At 63.2% G+C, this 16,585-nt stretch carries 13 protein-coding genes; 4 read left to right on the top strand and 9 right to left on the bottom strand.

Going from position 1 to position 16,585, the window contains the following annotated elements; all coding sequences use genetic code 11:
* Nucleotides 1-76: 76 nt before the first annotated feature.
* From NMG70_RS05630 to NMG70_RS05640, 3 genes are all read right to left on the bottom strand, one after another.
* Nucleotides 77-1,438, bottom strand: coding sequence for a M16 family metallopeptidase (locus NMG70_RS05630; RefSeq protein WP_254023614.1), 1,362 nt, complete (start codon nucleotides 1,436-1,438; stop codon nucleotides 77-79).
* Nucleotides 1,439-1,534: 96 nt separating this feature from the next.
* Nucleotides 1,535-2,089: a 16S rRNA (guanine(966)-N(2))-methyltransferase RsmD gene (gene rsmD, locus NMG70_RS05635; RefSeq protein ID WP_254023615.1), complete on the bottom strand. Its 555-nt coding sequence runs from the start codon at nucleotides 2,087-2,089 to the stop codon at nucleotides 1,535-1,537.
* Entirely contained in the window at nucleotides 2,070-4,196 is a 2,127-nt protein-coding gene (locus NMG70_RS05640) for a pseudouridine synthase (protein WP_254023616.1), read from the bottom strand. Before NMG70_RS05640 ends, rsmD begins: the two co-directional genes overlap by 20 nt.
* A 280-nt stretch (nucleotides 4,197-4,476) precedes the next feature.
* Here NMG70_RS05640 and NMG70_RS05645 point away from each other — a divergent pair, with 280 nt between their 5' ends.
* Nucleotides 4,477-4,929 (top strand): nucleoside deaminase, encoded by a 453-nt coding sequence (locus NMG70_RS05645; protein WP_254023617.1) that lies wholly within the window; start codon nucleotides 4,477-4,479, stop codon nucleotides 4,927-4,929.
* A gap of 96 nt (nucleotides 4,930-5,025) precedes the next feature.
* Here the strand turns inward: NMG70_RS05645 and NMG70_RS05650 are convergent, their stop codons facing one another.
* The gene (locus NMG70_RS05650) at nucleotides 5,026-5,703 is read right to left on the bottom strand and encodes a metal ABC transporter substrate-binding protein (RefSeq protein ID WP_254023618.1); all 678 of its coding nucleotides are present in this window, start codon (nucleotides 5,701-5,703) and stop codon (nucleotides 5,026-5,028) included.
* Nucleotides 5,704-5,975: 272 nt separating this feature from the next.
* On the bottom strand, nucleotides 5,976-8,963 hold the full coding sequence (gene ileS / locus NMG70_RS05655) for an isoleucine--tRNA ligase (RefSeq protein ID WP_254023619.1): 2,988 nt from the start codon (nucleotides 8,961-8,963) through the stop codon (nucleotides 5,976-5,978).
* On the opposite strand from ileS, the gene NMG70_RS05660 reads away from it, so the two are divergent.
* Entirely contained in the window at nucleotides 8,953-9,234 is a 282-nt protein-coding gene (locus NMG70_RS05660; RefSeq protein ID WP_254023620.1) for a hypothetical protein, read from the top strand. The two genes, ileS and NMG70_RS05660, sit on opposite strands and share 11 nt — an antisense overlap.
* Before the next feature lie 32 nt (nucleotides 9,235-9,266).
* On the opposite strand, the gene NMG70_RS05665 is transcribed toward NMG70_RS05660, so the two are convergent.
* Together NMG70_RS05665 and NMG70_RS05670 are read right to left on the bottom strand one after the other, a co-directional pair.
* On the bottom strand, nucleotides 9,267-10,079 hold the full coding sequence (locus NMG70_RS05665) for a MipA/OmpV family protein (RefSeq protein WP_254023621.1): 813 nt from the start codon (nucleotides 10,077-10,079) through the stop codon (nucleotides 9,267-9,269).
* 269 nt (nucleotides 10,080-10,348) lie between these two features.
* The gene (locus NMG70_RS05670; protein ID WP_254023622.1) at nucleotides 10,349-11,254 is read right to left on the bottom strand and encodes an alpha/beta hydrolase; all 906 of its coding nucleotides are present in this window, start codon (nucleotides 11,252-11,254) and stop codon (nucleotides 10,349-10,351) included.
* Nucleotides 11,255-11,589: 335 nt separating this feature from the next.
* On the opposite strand from NMG70_RS05670, the gene NMG70_RS05675 reads away from it, so the two are divergent.
* A complete protein-coding gene (locus tag NMG70_RS05675) occupies nucleotides 11,590-12,144 on the top strand; it encodes an HdeD family acid-resistance protein (RefSeq protein ID WP_254023623.1) in 555 nt (184 codons plus the stop codon).
* 168 nt (nucleotides 12,145-12,312) lie between these two features.
* Here NMG70_RS05675 and NMG70_RS05680 read toward each other — a convergent pair whose 3' ends face one another.
* On the bottom strand, nucleotides 12,313-13,296 hold the full coding sequence (locus NMG70_RS05680) for a bifunctional riboflavin kinase/FAD synthetase (RefSeq protein WP_254023624.1): 984 nt from the start codon (nucleotides 13,294-13,296) through the stop codon (nucleotides 12,313-12,315).
* Between the two features lie 26 nt (nucleotides 13,297-13,322).
* Nucleotides 13,323-14,183: a TIGR01459 family HAD-type hydrolase gene (locus NMG70_RS05685; protein ID WP_254023625.1), complete on the bottom strand. Its 861-nt coding sequence runs from the start codon at nucleotides 14,181-14,183 to the stop codon at nucleotides 13,323-13,325.
* A 339-nt stretch (nucleotides 14,184-14,522) separates the two neighbouring features.
* Between NMG70_RS05685 and NMG70_RS05690 the strand changes: the two genes are divergently transcribed.
* A complete protein-coding gene (locus NMG70_RS05690) occupies nucleotides 14,523-16,487 on the top strand; it encodes a pilus assembly protein (RefSeq protein WP_254023626.1) in 1,965 nt (654 codons plus the stop codon).
* Nucleotides 16,488-16,585: the final 98 nt, after the last annotated feature.

Consider the following 16,585-nt stretch of genomic DNA (forward strand, 5'->3'; position numbering starts at 1 on the left):
CTCCCCGTCACTATACGGGGAGAGGATGCCGGCAGGCAGGTGAGGGGCAGCGCCAACGCCCAAGCTCATCATCATATCAATTCCCGGCCTGTGTCTGCGGCAAGAGATAGCCTGATGTCGAATGGTTGAGATTGAGATAGCGCGCCGCAACCTGTCTGACTTCGTCGGCGGTGACCTTGCGGATGCGGCCCGGCCACTCCTCGACATCCCTGACGTTGCCGCCGGTGGCGAGCGTCGCGCCGTAGATGTTGGCCATCGAATCCTGCTTGTCGCGGGCGAAGATCATCGAGCGGACGAAACGATCCTTGGCCTTCTCCAACTCGCCTGATGTGACGCCCTCGCTGGCGATGCGGGCGACCTCGGCCTCGACCGCTGCTTGGACATCGGCCAGCTTGGCGTCGCCGCGCGGCGCGCCATAGACGGTGAAGTTGGTGGCATCGAGCATGGTGCCCTGGAAAAAGGCGCCGGCCTCGGCGGCGATGCCTTGCTTGACGACAAGCTGCTGGTAGAGCCGGCTGCGGCTGCCGCCGCCGAGGATCTCCGCCAGCAGGTCCAGCGCTTCCGCTTCGCCCGGCTTCGCAGTGTGATAGGAGGGAACCACCCATTGCGTCGAAAAGTTCGGCACGCTGACACGCGCGTCGGTGAGCGTCACCGTGCGCCTGGTGTTCTGCTCGGGTTCGGCCGGACGGATGCGCGGCGGCAGGTCTGGACCACGCGCGATCTTGCCATAGGTCTTTTCGGCCAGCACCTTGACCACCTCCGGCTCGACATCGCCGGCGACCACCAGCACGGCGTTGTTAGGCGTGTAATATTTGTCGTAGAAGGCCTTGGCGTCGGCGCGGTTCAGCTTCTCCATCTCCTGCATCCAGCCGATCACCGGAATGCGATAGGGCTGGTTCTGCCAGAGCGTGGCGTCGACCTCCTCGCCGAGCACTGCCTGCGGATTGCTGTCGATGCGCGAGCGGCGTTCCTCGAGGATCACGTCGCGCTCGGTGGCGATGACATCGTCGGTGAGCATGAGGTTGCGCATGCGATCGGCCTCGAAATCCATCATCTGCTCGAGCGCCTGCGGCACCACCGTCTCGTAAAACGCGGTGTAGTCATAGGAGGTGAAAGCGTTGTTCGAACCGCCGATAGCGGAGACGGCGCGGTCGAATGCGCCGGCCGCGTGATTGGTCGTCGCCTTGAACATCAGATGCTCGAAGAAATGGGCGATGCCCGACTTGCCGGGCGGCTCATCCGCGCTGCCGATCTTGTACCACACCATATGGGTGACGATCGGCGCCCGGTGATCGGGAATGACGACAACCTCCATGCCGTTGTCGAGCAGGAAATTCGTCAGTTTGCCGTCGTCCTTGTTGTCGGCCAGAACCGGGCCGGTCATCACGAGAGCCAGCGCCAAGAGCATTCCGCGCAGCCATTCAGCCTGAGGTGTCATCAATGGCTCCGGTTGTCATGGCAGGGACGATAGGCGGGGATGGCGATACAGGCAAAGTGATTTGTTCGTCATTCTTGCGCGCAAAGGAGGCCGAACTCAGGCGGCTTCGATGAAGCGGATAACCGTCTCGCCATAGCTGCGCTCGTCGACAACCGAGAAGCCCGGCCCTGCCTCGAACGGCGCCACTGCCGCCTCCTCGACGACGCAGAGCGCGCCGGGGGCGAGCCAGCCACCGGCCTTGGCCGAGCGCAAGGCACGCTCGCCCAGGCCCTTGCCATAGGGCGGATCGGCGAACACCAGGCCGAACGCGGCCATCGTGCCCGCCTCGCCCAGAGCCGTAGCGTCGCGACGGAATATCTTGGTACGCCCGGTGAGGCCGAAGGTCTCGACATTGGTGCGGATCAGGCCGCGCCCTTCCGCCGATTCTTCGATGAAGATGCCATAAGACGCGCCGCGTGACAGCGCCTCGAGGCCGAGCGCGCCGGTGCCGGCGAACAGGTCGAGCACCCGCGCGCCGACCAGCCTATCGGGGAAACGATGCGCCAGCACGTTGAAGACAGCCTCACGGGTGCGGTCGGTGGTCGGGCGGATGGCGCTTGAGCGGGGCGTCGCCAGCGGACGCCCGCGAAACTCACCGCCGACGATCCGCATTGCCTGCCCTTGATCCCCTGGGGCCGCTGCGCGGCCGGTCGCCACCTTTGCCGCCGCCATCATTCGGGCGTTCGCCACGCGGCTTGCCGAACGGCTTTGCGCCTCCGGGCTTGGCGGGCTTGCCGTAAGACGGCTTGTACGATGCCTTGCGTTCCTTGGCTTCGGCCGCCTTGGCGGCATCGGCATCCGCCCTGCCCTTGCCGATCGGCCGCGCGCCCGGCGCCATCCAGACATTGGCCTTGCGCTGGCCCGGCGGCTCGATCGGACGCTGCTCGCGTTCGGATTTTTTTCCGCCGCCCGGTTTGCCGCCGAAGCCGCCCGGCCCGCTACGTTCAGATTTGGGGCCGCGATCGGCAAAGCCGCCGCGTTCGGGCCCGCTGCGTTCAGATTTAGGGCCACTCTCACCAAAGCTCTTTTCCGGCCCGAAGCTTCTGCCAGGACTTGTCGACAGCTTGCCCAGCGCCTCATCGCGGCTGCCTTCGCGGCGCTTGCGGTTCTTGATCAATCCGCCTTCGCCGATCGGGCGGCGTTCGCCATCGCGGGTGAATTTCGGCCGCTCCGGTTCCTCTTCCCGCTCGCGCCGTACCGGCCTGTTGGAAAACGGCTTGGTGATTTCAGCGTCGAAATTGGCGCCGGACTCCTCGACCAGGCGTTCGCCGAGCTGGTCGCGAAGCACCCGGCCCTTGATCTCCAGCACATGGCCCTCGGGAAGGTCGTCGAGCTGGAATGGTCCGTAGGAAATGCGGATCAGCCGTGTGACGTCGAGGCCAAGCGAGCCCAGTATGTTCCTGACCTCGCGGTTCTTGCCTTCGCGCAGGCCGAGCGTCAGCCAGGCGTTGGTGCCTTGCTCGCGGTCGAGCGTCGCCTCGATGGCGCCGTAGAAGACGCCGTCGACGGCAATGCCTTCGCGCAAGCCGGCGAGCGCACTTTCCTCGACCTTGCCGTGAACGCGCACGCGGTAGCGCCTGAGCCAGCCGGTCGCCGGCAGTTCGAGCACGCGCGCCAGCCCACCATCATTGGTGAGCAGCAGCAGGCCTTCGGTGTTGATGTCGAGCCGGCCGATGGTCATCAGCCGCGGCAGGTCGGCCGGCAGCACGTCGAAGACGGTCTTGCGGCCCTCGGGATCACGATTGGTGGTGACCACGCCGGCCGGCTTGTGGAACAGGAACAGCCGGGTGCGCTCGATCGGCGGGATCTCCATGCCGTCGAGATGGATGATGTCGCCGGGCATCACATTGAAGGCGGGCGAGGACAGCACCCTTCCATTGACCTTGACGCGGCCGGCCGCGATCAGCTCCTCGGCATCGCGGCGCGAGGCGAGGCCGGCGCGGGCCAGCCGCTTGGCAATGCGCTCGCCAGCCTCTTCCGTCGCTTCGGCGGGACGCGGGCGCGGCTTGAAGCCGCCCGATGCCCCTTGGGGCCGATCACCGACAAAATCGCGCTTGGGCCGTTCGCCGAAGTCGTGTTTGGGACGGTCGAAGCGCCTTTCGCCGCGCTCGCCTTCGGCAGCTGCCGGCCGCTCACCGCGCGGTGCGTAGGGTTTGCGCGGACCTTCGCGCTTCTCGTAAGGCCTGCCTTCCGGCCTTGGTCCGTTGCTGAACGACCGATCGCCACTTTTGAAGTCGCGCTTCGGCCGCTCGCCGTCGGCGACCACCGGCCGGTCGCCGCGCGGCGCATAGGGCTTGCGCGGCCCCTCACGCTTCTCGTAGGGCTTGCCGTCAGGGCGCGGCCCCTTGCTGAACGGCCGGTCGCCACTCTTGAAGTCGCGCTTCGGCCGCTCGCCGTCAGCCGCCAGCGGTCGGTCGCCACGCGGCGCGTATGGCTTGCGCGGCCCCTCGCGCTTTTCATAAGGCTTGCCCTCGGGCCGTGGTCCTTTGCTGAACGGCCTATCGCCACTCTTGAAGTCGCGCTTCGGCCGCTCGCCGTCAGCTGCCAGCGGGCGGTCGCCGCGGGGCGCGTAAGGTTTTTTCGCGCCGAAGGATGGCTTACCGCCCTTGCCGGCAGCGGCATCGCGACCACGCGGGCCCGATGGTTTCGGGCCGTTCTTGCCCGGACCCATTTGGCGCGGATCCTTCTGGCGCGGGAGTTTCTTTTCTTTGTCGTCCATGTGGCTTTTGCTCGTTTGCACTACAGCGCCGCGCGTCCGTACGGACGCGCAAACGACGCTGCAGGACTTTGATTTGGCGCATGATCCCTTGCGAAACCGATTCCGGTTTTCGGGGTCATGCGCTAAAGCGCGTCGCGTTTGATCGGCCTTCAGGCGACGCGCTTTAGGTTGTTGTTTTATGCATGTCGTATTCGCAAAACCGCTGCGCACTTTTGCGCGACATGCATTAGATAACAGGATCACGCCGGAGTAGCGAGGAGATAATAGGAATGGAAACCGCTTGAAGCGGCCGGATTTCATGGCGCTGGCGCTGAAAGAGGCCGAAGCCGCGGCCTTGCGCGGCGAAGTGCCGGTCGGCGCGGTCATCGCCAGCGGCGATGCGGTCGTTGCCAGTGCCGGCAACCGCACCCGCGAGCTTGCCGACCCTACGGCACATGCCGAGTTGCTGGCGATCCGCGAGGCCTGCCGCAAGCTGTCAATCGAGCGGCTCACCGGCCACGATCTCTATGTGACGCTGGAGCCCTGCGCCATGTGCGCCGGCGCCATTTCCTTCGCCAGGCTGCGCCGACTTTATTTTGGCGCCGCCGACGAGAAGGGCGGCGCTGTGGTCAACGGCGTGCGCTTCTTCGCCTCACCGACCTGCCACCATGTGCCGGACGTCTATCCAGGCATGGCCGAGAGCGACGCGGCACTGCTTCTGAAGGATTTTTTCAGGGAGCGACGCGAACCGTAGCGTCGGCAGCCTACCCTAAAGCGCGTCGGGTTTGACCGGCCTTATGCGACGCGCTTTAGGTTGCTGCTTTGCGCGACATGCATTGGCGCCTGCAGCCTACCACGGCAGCCAGTCGAACATACCGCCGCTCTTGTTCTTGGCGGCCGCTTCCCGCTTGAGGCGGCGTTCTTTCTTGTACTCGTCCTCGCCGAGGTCGTCGACCGGCGCGGTGCCGGCAGCGGCGCGATATTGCACCGGCGGCTCGCTCAGATATCTGCGGGTGTTCGGGTCACCCTGCTTTTGTTCGGCGAGGCGGCGCTTGACCTCGGCGGCGCGGCCCTTGTCCGAATCCGCCGGCTTCCAGGCCGGCGGATGACTGGAACCCGACTCCTTCAATGCAGCCTTGATCGCCGCCGGATCCGTCTGCACGTCATCGACGATCTGCGCCTGGTAGGACGGATCGTCCTGATTGAGCGTGGCCTCGGCACGCAGGCGAGCGCGGCGTTGCTCAGGCGATTCCGGCCAATCGGCGCTTGCCGTCGCGATGCTGTCCTGCGGCGGCGGCAGTTCCTTCTGGCCTGGCGCCGGCTTCACCAGTTCGGGACGCGGCTTGTAGTCGATCTTTTCCTTGTTCTTCGGCATGACTGAAAAAGCGCTGGTGAGATCGCCGGCAAGCTGCTCGGAGGCGGTCTTGTCGGTCCCGTAGGTCGGCGAGCCCATGCAGCCGGACAGGGCCAGGGCGGATACGACAAGCGGCGCCAGCAGCGCAACGCGCGCGCAAGTTCTTTCGGTCATGCCAAAAAGTCCCACTCTAGACAGCCTCTCGATCGACCCGGCCAAAGGTCCGGTCCCCATCGCGTATGCTCTTCCGACGGAAATCCGGCGACAATTTGTCGTCCGGAGTTTCGCGTGTTTATCTCAACCACTCGTTAAGGGCAACGAGCGGGGGCCAATCAGTCGTCTGCCGTGGCATTTGTGCACCGATATGGTCTGATGCATGTCGTTATCCCACAACCGCTACACACCCCCGGGTCAGGCCTGGGGGCATGCTTTTTGGGCGACATGCATTAAATCCGACCAAGCGCCTTCAATTCATGCAGGACCGCCGCGTCCCGCGCCGAAACGTCGGGGAATTCCTTGTCCTGCCCGACATCGGCCGTGTAGCGCCATGAGCGCGCGCATTTGAGCAGACCCCGGTCCTCGGCCTTCTCGACCACCACGGCGACGCCCTTGACGTCGTCCAGCGTGAAGGCGCCAGAAGGCGCGTTGCCATGCGCAATGACCAGATCGCTGGTGATCGCCATTTCGGCCATGTCGACATCTGATATCGCCGCTTCGAGCGCCGCATCATCGAGCGTGACGACCGGCACCGCTTCCAGCGACGAGCCGATGACCTTCTGGGCGCGCGCGATCTCCAGCGCGCCGGTGACGACACGGCGTACCTGCCGCACCTTGCGCCATTTTTCCGCCAGCGCCTCGTTCTTCCAGTCGGCCGGGATTGGCGGGAATTGGTCGAGATGCACCGAGACGGCGTCCGGATGACGGTCGAGCCAGGCCTCCTCCATGGTAAAGGGCAGCATCGGCGCCAGCCATTTCACCAGGCAGTCGAACAGATGGCGCACCACCTGCACGGACGCCTTGCGCTTCACGCTGGACGGCGCCTCGCAGTAGAGTGCGTCCTTGCGGACGTCGAAATAGAAGGCCGACAGCTCGACCACCATGAAGTCGAGCAGCGTACGGGTGATGCGCTTGAACTCGAAGGCGTCGTAGCCCGCGCGCACGACTTCATCGAGTTCGGCGAGCCGGTGCAGCATCAGCCGCTCCAGCTCCGGCATCTTGTCCAGCGGCACGTCCTCACCATCGTCATGGGCAAGCGTGCCGAGCATCCAGCGGATGGTGTTGCGCAGCTTGCGATAGGCGTCGATGTTGGTCTGCAGAACGTTCTTGCCGAGCCGCTGGTCTTCCCAGTAGTCGGTGGTCACCACCCATAGCCGCAGGATATCGGCGCCCGACTGCTTGATGACGTCTTGCGGCACGACAGTGTTGCCGAGCGACTTCGACATTTTCCGCCCCTCCTCGTCCATGGTGAAACCATGGGTGACGACGGTGTCGTAAGGCGCCCTGCCCCTGGTGCCGCAGCTTTCGAGCAGCGAGGAATGGAACCAGCCGCGATGCTGGTCGGAGCCTTCGAGATAGACGTCGGCCGGCCATTTCAGATCCGGACGATCCTCCAGGGTGAAGACATGGGTCGAGCCGGAATCGAACCAGACGTCGAGGATGTCCATCACCTGCTGCCATTTCGAGGCATCGTGATTGCCGAGGAAGCGCTCCTTGGCGCCGGCCGCAAACCAGGCGTCGGCGCCTTCCTTCTCGAAGGCGTCGATGATGCGCTGGTTGACCGCCTCGTCGCGCAGGACGTTGCCGTCGGCATCGGCGAAGACGGCGATCGGCACGCCCCAGGCGCGCTGGCGCGACAGCACCCAATCGGGGCGCTCCTCGATCATGGCGCGAATGCGGTTCTGGCCGGCGGCCGGCACGAAGCGGGTTTCGTCGATCGCCTTCAGGGCACGGCTGCGCAGCGTCGTGCCGTCGCCGAGCTCCTTGTCCATAAAGACGAACCATTGCGGCGTGTTGCGGAAGATGATCGGCTTCTTCGACCGCCACGAATGCGGATAGGAATGTTTTAGCCGCCCGCGCGCGAACAGGGCGTTGCGCTTGATCAACTCGTCGATGACCGCCTGGTTGGCGTTGCCCTTCTTGCCGTTGTCGTCGATGACGCGCGCCGCACCGCCCTCGCGGTCCGCGCCAAAGCCTGGCGCATCCTTGGTGAAGAAGCCGGCATCGTCGACGGTGAACGGGATCGCTGTGTCGATGCCGCGCTGGCGCAGGTCCGACGCGGCATCCATCCAGGCGTCAAAATCCTCGCGGCCGTGGCCCGGCGCAGTGTGGACGAATCCGGTGCCGGCTTCGTCGGTGACATGCTCGCCGGCGAGCATTGGGACGTCGAATTCATAGCCGCCATTCAAACCTTTGAAGGGATGAGAAAGCGTAAGGCTTCCAAGCTCTTCGGCCGAAATGCTACGGACGCGGTCCATCGTCACCTTGGCTTTGGTTGCAGCCTCTTCCGCCAGCGCGTCGGCGAAGATCAGCCTTTCGCCAGGCTGCGGGCCGAAAGCATTCTCGGCCGCAGTGACCTCGTAGAGGCCATAGTTGATGCGTGGCGAATAGTTCACGGCACGGTTGCCGGGGATGGTCCATGGCGTGGTCGTCCAGATGACGACATCGGCCTCCAGCAAGTCCAGTGACGTCTGCGTAAGCTTCGGATCCAGCTTTGCGAGCTGTCCATCGATGACGTCGGTGACTTGCCGGGCAAGGCTGACGACCGGAAACTTCGCCCAGATCGTGTCGCTCTCATAATCCTGGTATTCGACCTCGGCCTCGGCCAGTGCGGTGCGCTCGACCACGCTCCACATCACCGGCTTTGAGCCGCGATAGAGCTGGCCGGACATGGCGAATTTCAAAAGCTCGCCGGCGATGCGCGCCTCGGCATGGAACGCCATCGTCGTATAGGGGTTGTCGAAGTCGCCGACGACGCCGAGCCTCTGGAACTCTGCGCCCTGCACCTTGATCCAGTGCGCGGCGAACTCGCGGCATTCCTTGCGGAACTCGTTGACCGGGACCTCGTCCTTGTTCTTGCCCTTGGCGCGGTATTGCTCCTCGATCTTCCATTCGATCGGCAGGCCGTGACAATCCCAGCCGGGCACGTAGTTGGAGTCGTAGCCGCGCATCTGGAAAGAGCGGGTGATGACGTCCTTGAGGATCTTGTTCAGCGCATGGCCGATATGGATGTTGCCGTTGGCGTAGGGCGGGCCGTCATGCAGCACGTATTTTTCGCGGCCGGCGGCGTTTTCGCGCAGCTTGCGGTAAAGCTCCATGTCCTGCCAGCGCTTGACCAGCAGCGGCTCCTTCTCGGGCAAGCCGGCGCGCATCGGAAAATCCGTCTGCGGCAGATAAAGCGTTTTGGAATAGTCGATCGTTTCAACAGTGTCGGTCATCGGCGTATCGGTCATTGGTCTGCCATATGCATTGCCCGGCAAAAGAGCCCGGGCGTTGAACTATCATGATCTGGAAAAAGCGCGAGCGGCCGCGCGCAAAATTCCCAGCGGCTCCGGCGGCGCTCAAGCCGTCCGGAACACCGGGCTCGTAATTCGTATCGCAATCGCGAGAGGGCGCGAAACGCTCGTCATGGCTGGGCTTTTAACCGAGACAGGCGATATTGAAAAGCCCGAACTCTCGGTGCCTTCATTGCAGCTAGTGACGTCATAATGCATCCGGCCGCGATTGCCGGGCCAAAGCGCTCACATCGAGAAGTCGAAGCGATAGGTCGTCGATACGCCGATCATGAACTGATCTCTGGAGCCGCGCTCCTTGACCAGGCTGGAATCGGCCGCCGGGCCCATCAGGCGCGAATACTCGCCGAACAGGCTGGCCGTCATCGGCTCGGTCACTTTCCAGGTCACCGCGCCGCCGAGGCCCGCCGACTTCACGCCACCGCCCGGTCGGTACTGGCTGAGACCCGACGCCACGGCTTCCTCGGCGTCGACGCCGTAATAGGCGTCGAAATAGTCCGATGAGGCGAACGAAACGCGCGGCCCGCCCGAAATCCTGACGTCCGGTGTCACGTCGTAGAATGCGTCGGCGGCGATGTCGGCGACAAAGCCGCTATGGGCGCGAATGCCGTGCCGCAATTCGGCGCGGGCGCGCAACCAGTCCAACGGATAGAATTCGAAGAAGCCGCCGGCCTCGCCGCCCCAGCGCACCGGGTCGAGGCCTCTCAGCTCGTCGGTGTCGTCGCCATCGCGCGAAAACAGGATTTTTCCGGCCAGGCCGGCGCTGAAGCCGCCATCGTCGATCAACCCAAGCGAGATGTTGTCGTTGCGCGAGGTGAAGCGGGCCGCAGGACCGACCTTGCCGAGCAAGATGATCGGCTGGGCGCTGAGTATATAGCTCTTGCTGCCTTCGAAATCGGGGGCGACCAGGCCGGTGGCGCCGACTGTCAGATACCAATCGCCGGACATCCAGCCGAAAGCGCCCTCGCCGGCTTCGGCGAGACCGGGACCCCCAAATATGAAGGCGGCCAGAACCACCGGAATCGCTCGGACAGAACGCATCGTTACTCCATACGTCGAACACGTTGGCCGACACAACCAGCCTTCACCAGCCATGGCGCCCGCTCGGTAAAATTTGACTTAATATCCGTAACATCGGCGGCATTGGTCGTACTGTTCCGCATTGCCGTCAATTGTCTAGACCGCCGAGGTCCCAGATCAAGACGTCTGGCAATGCGCCAGCAGCTGCCAACTCGCTTTCCATCCTGGAATGTCTCGGCTGCTGTTTGAATTTGGCAATAGCCGTATGACCCTGGCTGCTCACCCAAGAGTTACAAAAATCCGCGGACAAACGTTCCCGCGCTGTGAAGAGTGCGACGACCGGCACTCAATCCTGCATTCCAAACCGGCCAGGCGTGAATCATATGCGGCCAAATTTCGAGACGTACTTTGACGTCAGCCGCGCCAGCGACTTCCGCGAGCCGAATTGCGTCCGACAACAGCGTCTCGGCCGAACCGACTTGTATCAGCATTGGGGGAAATCCGCTCAAATCGGCGAACAACGGCGAGATCAGGGGATCGCGCCGGCCAACGCCATGGGAGACATAGGCGGTCGCCAGTTCCTCCAAATACGCCCGGTGGATGATAGGGTCGATCGCGTCCTTAGTTGATAGTGTCGCGCCGGACATCGAAAGGTCCGTCCAGGGCGAAACCAGCCAAAGACATCGCGGCAACCGCTCCCCTGCCGCGCACAATGTACTGACCAGGCACAGGGTGAGGTTGCCGCCCGCACTGTCTCCGCCAACCACGATGCGATCCGGCGCGATCCCTTGCCGGCCCAGAAAGCGCCATGCGGTGAGTGCGTCTTCATGTTGCGCAGGGAAAGGATGTTCCGGCGCGCGTCGATAGTCGATCGCGAGGGTGCGCATTCCCATTGCTCGACCTGCCTCGGTCACCATTCGACGATGACTTTTGAGAGAGCCGGAGCAGTAGCCACCACCGTGGAAAAAGAGCAGAACCTTATCCCTGTCACTCCCGGGCGCTAGCGACCACTCTCCCTCGAGGCCGTCGAAAACCGCATCCTCGCATCTGATGTCGTCCGCAATCGGCCACACCGAACCAACCTCGTCGAGCCGTGCCCGGCGTTCGTCCCAGCCCACCGGTCGTGGCTTTGACGTCAACAACCTGCGGACGGCGGTGATCTCCGTCAGATCGAGGTGTTCGTCCACATCGCTCATTTTGCTTCCCAGTCCCCTCAAACGTAAAAAACGGCGGACAGCAGCAGCCACACGTCATCCATAAAGCGCCAATGCCAGCGCTGGGAATTTTTCGTTACAATTGCGCCATGGCGAATTCACGGAACGATAGGTCGCCCGTAACCGGTTCGTCATGCTTTAGCACCGCCAACCCACATGGTCGAATATTCCATCTGATATCTGGCCGCTTCGGTCAAAAAGCCACGTCTGGCAAGCGGATCGCTCGGCGTGTGGCGCTCGCAGCCTGCTCGCTTTACGGGCAAGCGCATCAGCGTTACCCTCCAAGCCGGCAAAGGCAACTTTGAGGGAGAAGGGCGATGACACTGCACGGCGATGCCTTGAAAGATGCAATCGGTCAGACGCGGGCGAAATGGGGATGGTTCGTCGGGCTCGGCGTTCTGCTGCTGATCCTCGGCGGCATCGCTTTCGGCAATCTGTTCATCGCCACAGTCGCCTCGGTCTATGTCGTCGGCTGGCTGATGCTGATGGCCGGAATCATCGAGATCATGCATGCCTTCGGTGTGAAGACTTGGAGCCGGTTCTTCTACTGGCTGCTCAGCGGTCTTCTCTATGCCGTCGCCGGGTTCTTCGCCTTCTACAATCCGTTGCTGGCCTCGGCGGTGCTGACCTTCCTGCTGGCGGTCGCCCTTCTCGCATCAGGCGTGCTCAGGGCCTGGGTCGGGTACAAGCACAGACCGGAAAGAGGCTGGGGCTGGCTGGTTGCGGCCGGCGTCACCAGCGCGCTGGCGGGCCTGATCATCGCCATGGGCTGGCCAGTCAACAGCGTATGGGTGCTGGGGCTGTTTCTCGCCGTCGACCTGATCTTCCAGGGCTGGGCCTTCATTGCGGTCGGCCTGGCGCTCAAAAAATAGGTCGTTATTTTAGCATGATCTTGCCCGAAAACCGGTTCCTACTTTTCGGGATCATGCTTCTTATTTTAGCATGATCTTGTCCGAAAACCGGTTCCTACTTTTCGGGATCATGCTTCATTTTAGCATGATCTTGCCCGAAAACCGGTTCCCACTTTTCGGGATCATGCTTTAGAAAGCAATGGCCGCGTCGAGCTCGGAAAGCGGGCTGACGCCGGCAAGCAGCGCCCTCGCCTCTGCCTCGTCACGTTTCATCTGCGCGACCAGCGCGTCGAGCCCGTCGAACTTCACCTCGGCGCGCAGGAAACCGAAAAAGGACACCGCGCATATCTCGCCGTAGAGATCACCGAAGAAGTCGAAGACGAAGGTTTCCAGAAGCGGCGCGCCGTTGTCATCGATGGTCGGGCGGCGGCCGAAGCTGGCAACGCCATCATGAAGCGTGCCGTCGGCGCGGCGGAAGCGGACGGCGTAAATCCCTTCCTTCAGAGTGGCTTCCGGCGAAAGCCTCATATTGGCGGTTGGGAAGCCGAGCGTCCGGCCAAGCTGCTGGCCGCCGATCACCTCGCTCTCGACCGTGAAGCGGTAGCCGAGCAGGCCGGCGGCCTCGGCCACCGCGCCTTCGCACAGCAGCGCGCGGATTCGGCTCGACGAAACCACCTCGGCGCCCTCGTCGCGAAAGGCGTCAACCAGGGTGACGCCGAAGCCGTGGCGTTCGCCGGCCGCCATCAGATAGGCCGGGCCGCCTTGCCTGTCCTTGCCGAAGTGAAAGTCGAAACCGGTCACGGCGTGAATGATCCCAAGATTCCTGTCAAGCACGTCGGTCACGAACGCTTCCGCCGACAGTGCGGCGAAGTCGCGCGTGAACGGCTGCTCGACGAGTGCGGCAAAGTCTAGATGCGACAGCAGTCGTGCCTTCATCGGCGGCGGTGTCAGCACGAACAGCGGTATCTCGGGCCGGAACACCTTTCTCGGATGCGGCTCGAAGGTCAGCACCAGCGCCGGCACGCCCCGCCGGCGGGCCTCGGTCAGCGCGCGTTCGAGCACGGCCTGGTGGCCGCGGTGGACGCCGTCGAAATTGCCGATCGCCACCACGCCACCCCGCAAATGGGCCGGCAGCGGCGAGATTGCAGAAACGCGTTCGAAGGCTTCCGTCATTTCGCGGCTTCCGTCATCGAGCGAGCCTACTGCAGTCTCGGAATGACCGCGACCGGCCGGTAGCCGTGCCTTTCCAGAAAGGCGATTAGTCTGGCCGGATCCGGTTGTAGCGAATCGCCGTAGTCGCGGGCATGGATGCCGCCCGACACGTAGAGCACGTCGAAGCCATTGTCGGCAGCACCCTTGATGTCGGTCATCATGCCGTCGCCGATGGCCAGCACGTCCGAGCGCTCGACCGGGTGGCCGAGCAGGTCGGCGATCTCCTTCATCGCGACGTCATAGACCGGGGCATAAGGTTTTCCGGCGATCAGCGTGCGCCCGCCGAGCTGGGCATAGTCGCGGGCCAGGGCCCCGGCGCACCAGATCATCCGCTCGCCGCGCTCGACCACGATATCGGGGTTGGCGCAGATGAAGGGCAGGTTCCTGGCGCGCAGCCGCCGCAGAAGATCGGCGTAGTCCTCCGGCTTCTCGATCTCGTCGTCGAACAGCCCAGTGCAGACCACGCCGGACGCCTCGAACTCCTCGACCAGTTCGACATCAAGCCCGTCATAGAGCGTGAAATCGCGATCGGCGCCAATGTGGAAGATCTTTCGCGGCCCCTCGGCGATCAGATCGCGGGTCACGTCACCGGAGGTCACGACGCGGTCATAGGCCGCCGAGGGAACGCCGATCGCATTCATCTGCGCCACCACATCGGCGCTGCGCCGCGGCGAATTGGTGATCAGCACGACAGGTATCTTCGCCTCGCGCGCGGTGGCCAGCGCCAGAGCCGCGGCCGGAAAATGCCGTTCGCCATTGTGGACCACACCCCAGACGTCGCAAAGGATGGCAGAATAGGCTCCCGACAAATCCACAAGCGAGCCGATGATATCGGGCGAGTCCGCCATATCGTTTCCCATATCATGATGGTTGCGAGCGTCGCCGCCGACGGTCCGCCGCGGCAGGTTCGCATTAACCGAAGCTCTTGACCCTGTCACCAGCTTTCACAATTTCCAGGATTGCTCTGGCAATGATCAAGGCAAGCGCGCAAGCCGCTCTTTGCCGAGGCTTCACCGATTCTGAAGGCTTCGGCGGGCGGTCCAGCCGCGCGCAGCAATGCCGGCATCGGCGGCGTGGTTAACGAGCTTTGAAAAAGTGTGCCGACGTTGGATGCTTTTTAGCAATCTGAAATTTAAGGATTGATGGCATCTTTCGCCGACTAGGGTTCTGGCGGGGTGCTGAAGGCAATGATCCGAAAATTCGGTAGGGACCGGCGTGGCAACTATACGCTGATGACGGTGATCACGATGGTGCCGCTGATGGGCGGAGTGGCGCTCAGCGTCGATTACTCGGAACTGCTGCGCCAGAAGCACGCTACGTTGAACGCTTTGGACGCCGCCGGCCTCGCCACCGCTCAGCAGATCGTCTCCGGCGCAACCGACGACGCCGCCAGGGCCTATGCCAAGACTTTCTTCGAAACCAATCTCGGCCCCGTCGATCCGGCCAACACGTCGCTTACCGTCACCCTGCCCAACAGCAATGCGGGTGGCGGTACGTTGAAGCTCTGCAGCGCCCTGACGTATCACCCCTATTTTCTGCCGGCCGCCGCCATGCTGCTGGGCGGCGGGACGACCAGCGGCGGTACAACTTTCACGGAGTGCTCGGAAATCCGCCTCAAGAACACGCTGGAAGTCGCTCTTGTGCTCGACAATTCCGGCTCGATGAACGAACTCGGTTCCGGCACCGGCGCGAAGCGAATAGACCTGCTGAAGACTGCCGCCAAGCAGCTTGTCGATACGCTGGCGCTGCAGGCACAGCAGATGAAGCAGGTCAGCAAACCGGTGCAGTTCTCCCTCGTGCCGTTCGCTGCTTCGGTCAATGTCGGTCCCACCCATGACCAGGATAGCTGGATGGACCAGGACGGCATCTCCCCGATCCAGCACGAGGATTTCGACTGGACGAAGATGACCGCCGCCTACGATCCGGACAAATACGCCGAGAAGTTCAACGGCGTCTGGTACAAACGCGGCACCGGCTGGGGCGACACCGAGGATCAACCACTGACCCGCTTCAGCCTCTTCGCCGACATGACCGTCGAATCCGGTCGTGAAGAAGTGCCCAACAGCAAGCAGTATATCTGCGATCAATACAGGAGAAACGGCACTTGCCGGAGCGGCCACTGGACCACCCCGGAATATATCTACACCACCAGCCGCTATGCGAGCTGGCAGGGTTGCGTGGAGGCGAGGCCGTACCCCTATAATAACGACGACACGACGCCGAGCACCGCCACGCCTGCCACGCTGTTCGTGCCGATGTTCGCGCCCGACGAGGCCGGCACCCTCTGGCTCGATTTCAACCGCGACGGCGCTAACGACGTGACCTATCTGAACTATGGTTACGGCAACAACTGGTGGGCCGACTGGCCCTATTACACCGGCAGCCCAACCGCATCGCAGCGGCAGTCGGACATGCGCAAGTATTTCCTGGTCAAGCCGTACGGTTCGCAGTCCGCAGCCTCGGGCGACGGCCCGAATTCGTCATGCACGACCAACCCGATCACGCCGCTCAGAGACGTCAGTCAGCTTGCCCAGAAAGAGGAAATCAGCAACGCCATCGACGCCATGGCGCCGAACGGCAACACCAACGTGCCGGAAGGCCTTGCCTGGGGCTGGCGGACGGTGTCGAGCAACGAACCCTTCACCGAGGGCCGGCCGAACACTGAAAGAGGCAACGACAAAGTGGTCATCGTGCTGACCGACGGCGCCAATACATACAGCGCCGTCAGCGACAGCGGCTATGCCAACAACAGGTCGACCTACGCCGCCTACGGTTACACCGGCCTGACATATCCGGTGTCTGGAAGCGTGACGCGCCTGTTCATGAACACAAGCAGCGACATCGGCAAGACGACCTACACCGGCGCCAACTACACCGCAGCGCTGGACGAGCAGATGCAGACCCTTTGCGGCAACGCGAAGAATTCGAACATTCTCGTCATGACCGTTGCGCTCGACCTGTCGACCACTGATGCCGGCGACAAGAAAGCACTCGACGCGCTGAAGGCCTGCTCCTCGGACTCGCGCTTCCGCAAGGATCCCACCGATCCGACGAAGCCGGCCAAGCTGTTCTGGAACGCGACCGGGGCGACGCTGTCGGACAATTTCAAGGAAATCGCCAACGAATTGTCGAACCTGCGCATCGTCGGCTGAAGGCGATGGGACTGGTGACTTAAGGGAGAGGCTGGCGGGACAGCGCCCCCTCTGTCCTGCCGGACATCTCCCCCACGAGGGCAGGGGAATCGCATATG

The organism is Mesorhizobium ventifaucium, assembly GCF_935822925.1.
Lineage (GTDB): Bacteria > Pseudomonadota > Alphaproteobacteria > Rhizobiales > Rhizobiaceae > Mesorhizobium > Mesorhizobium ventifaucium.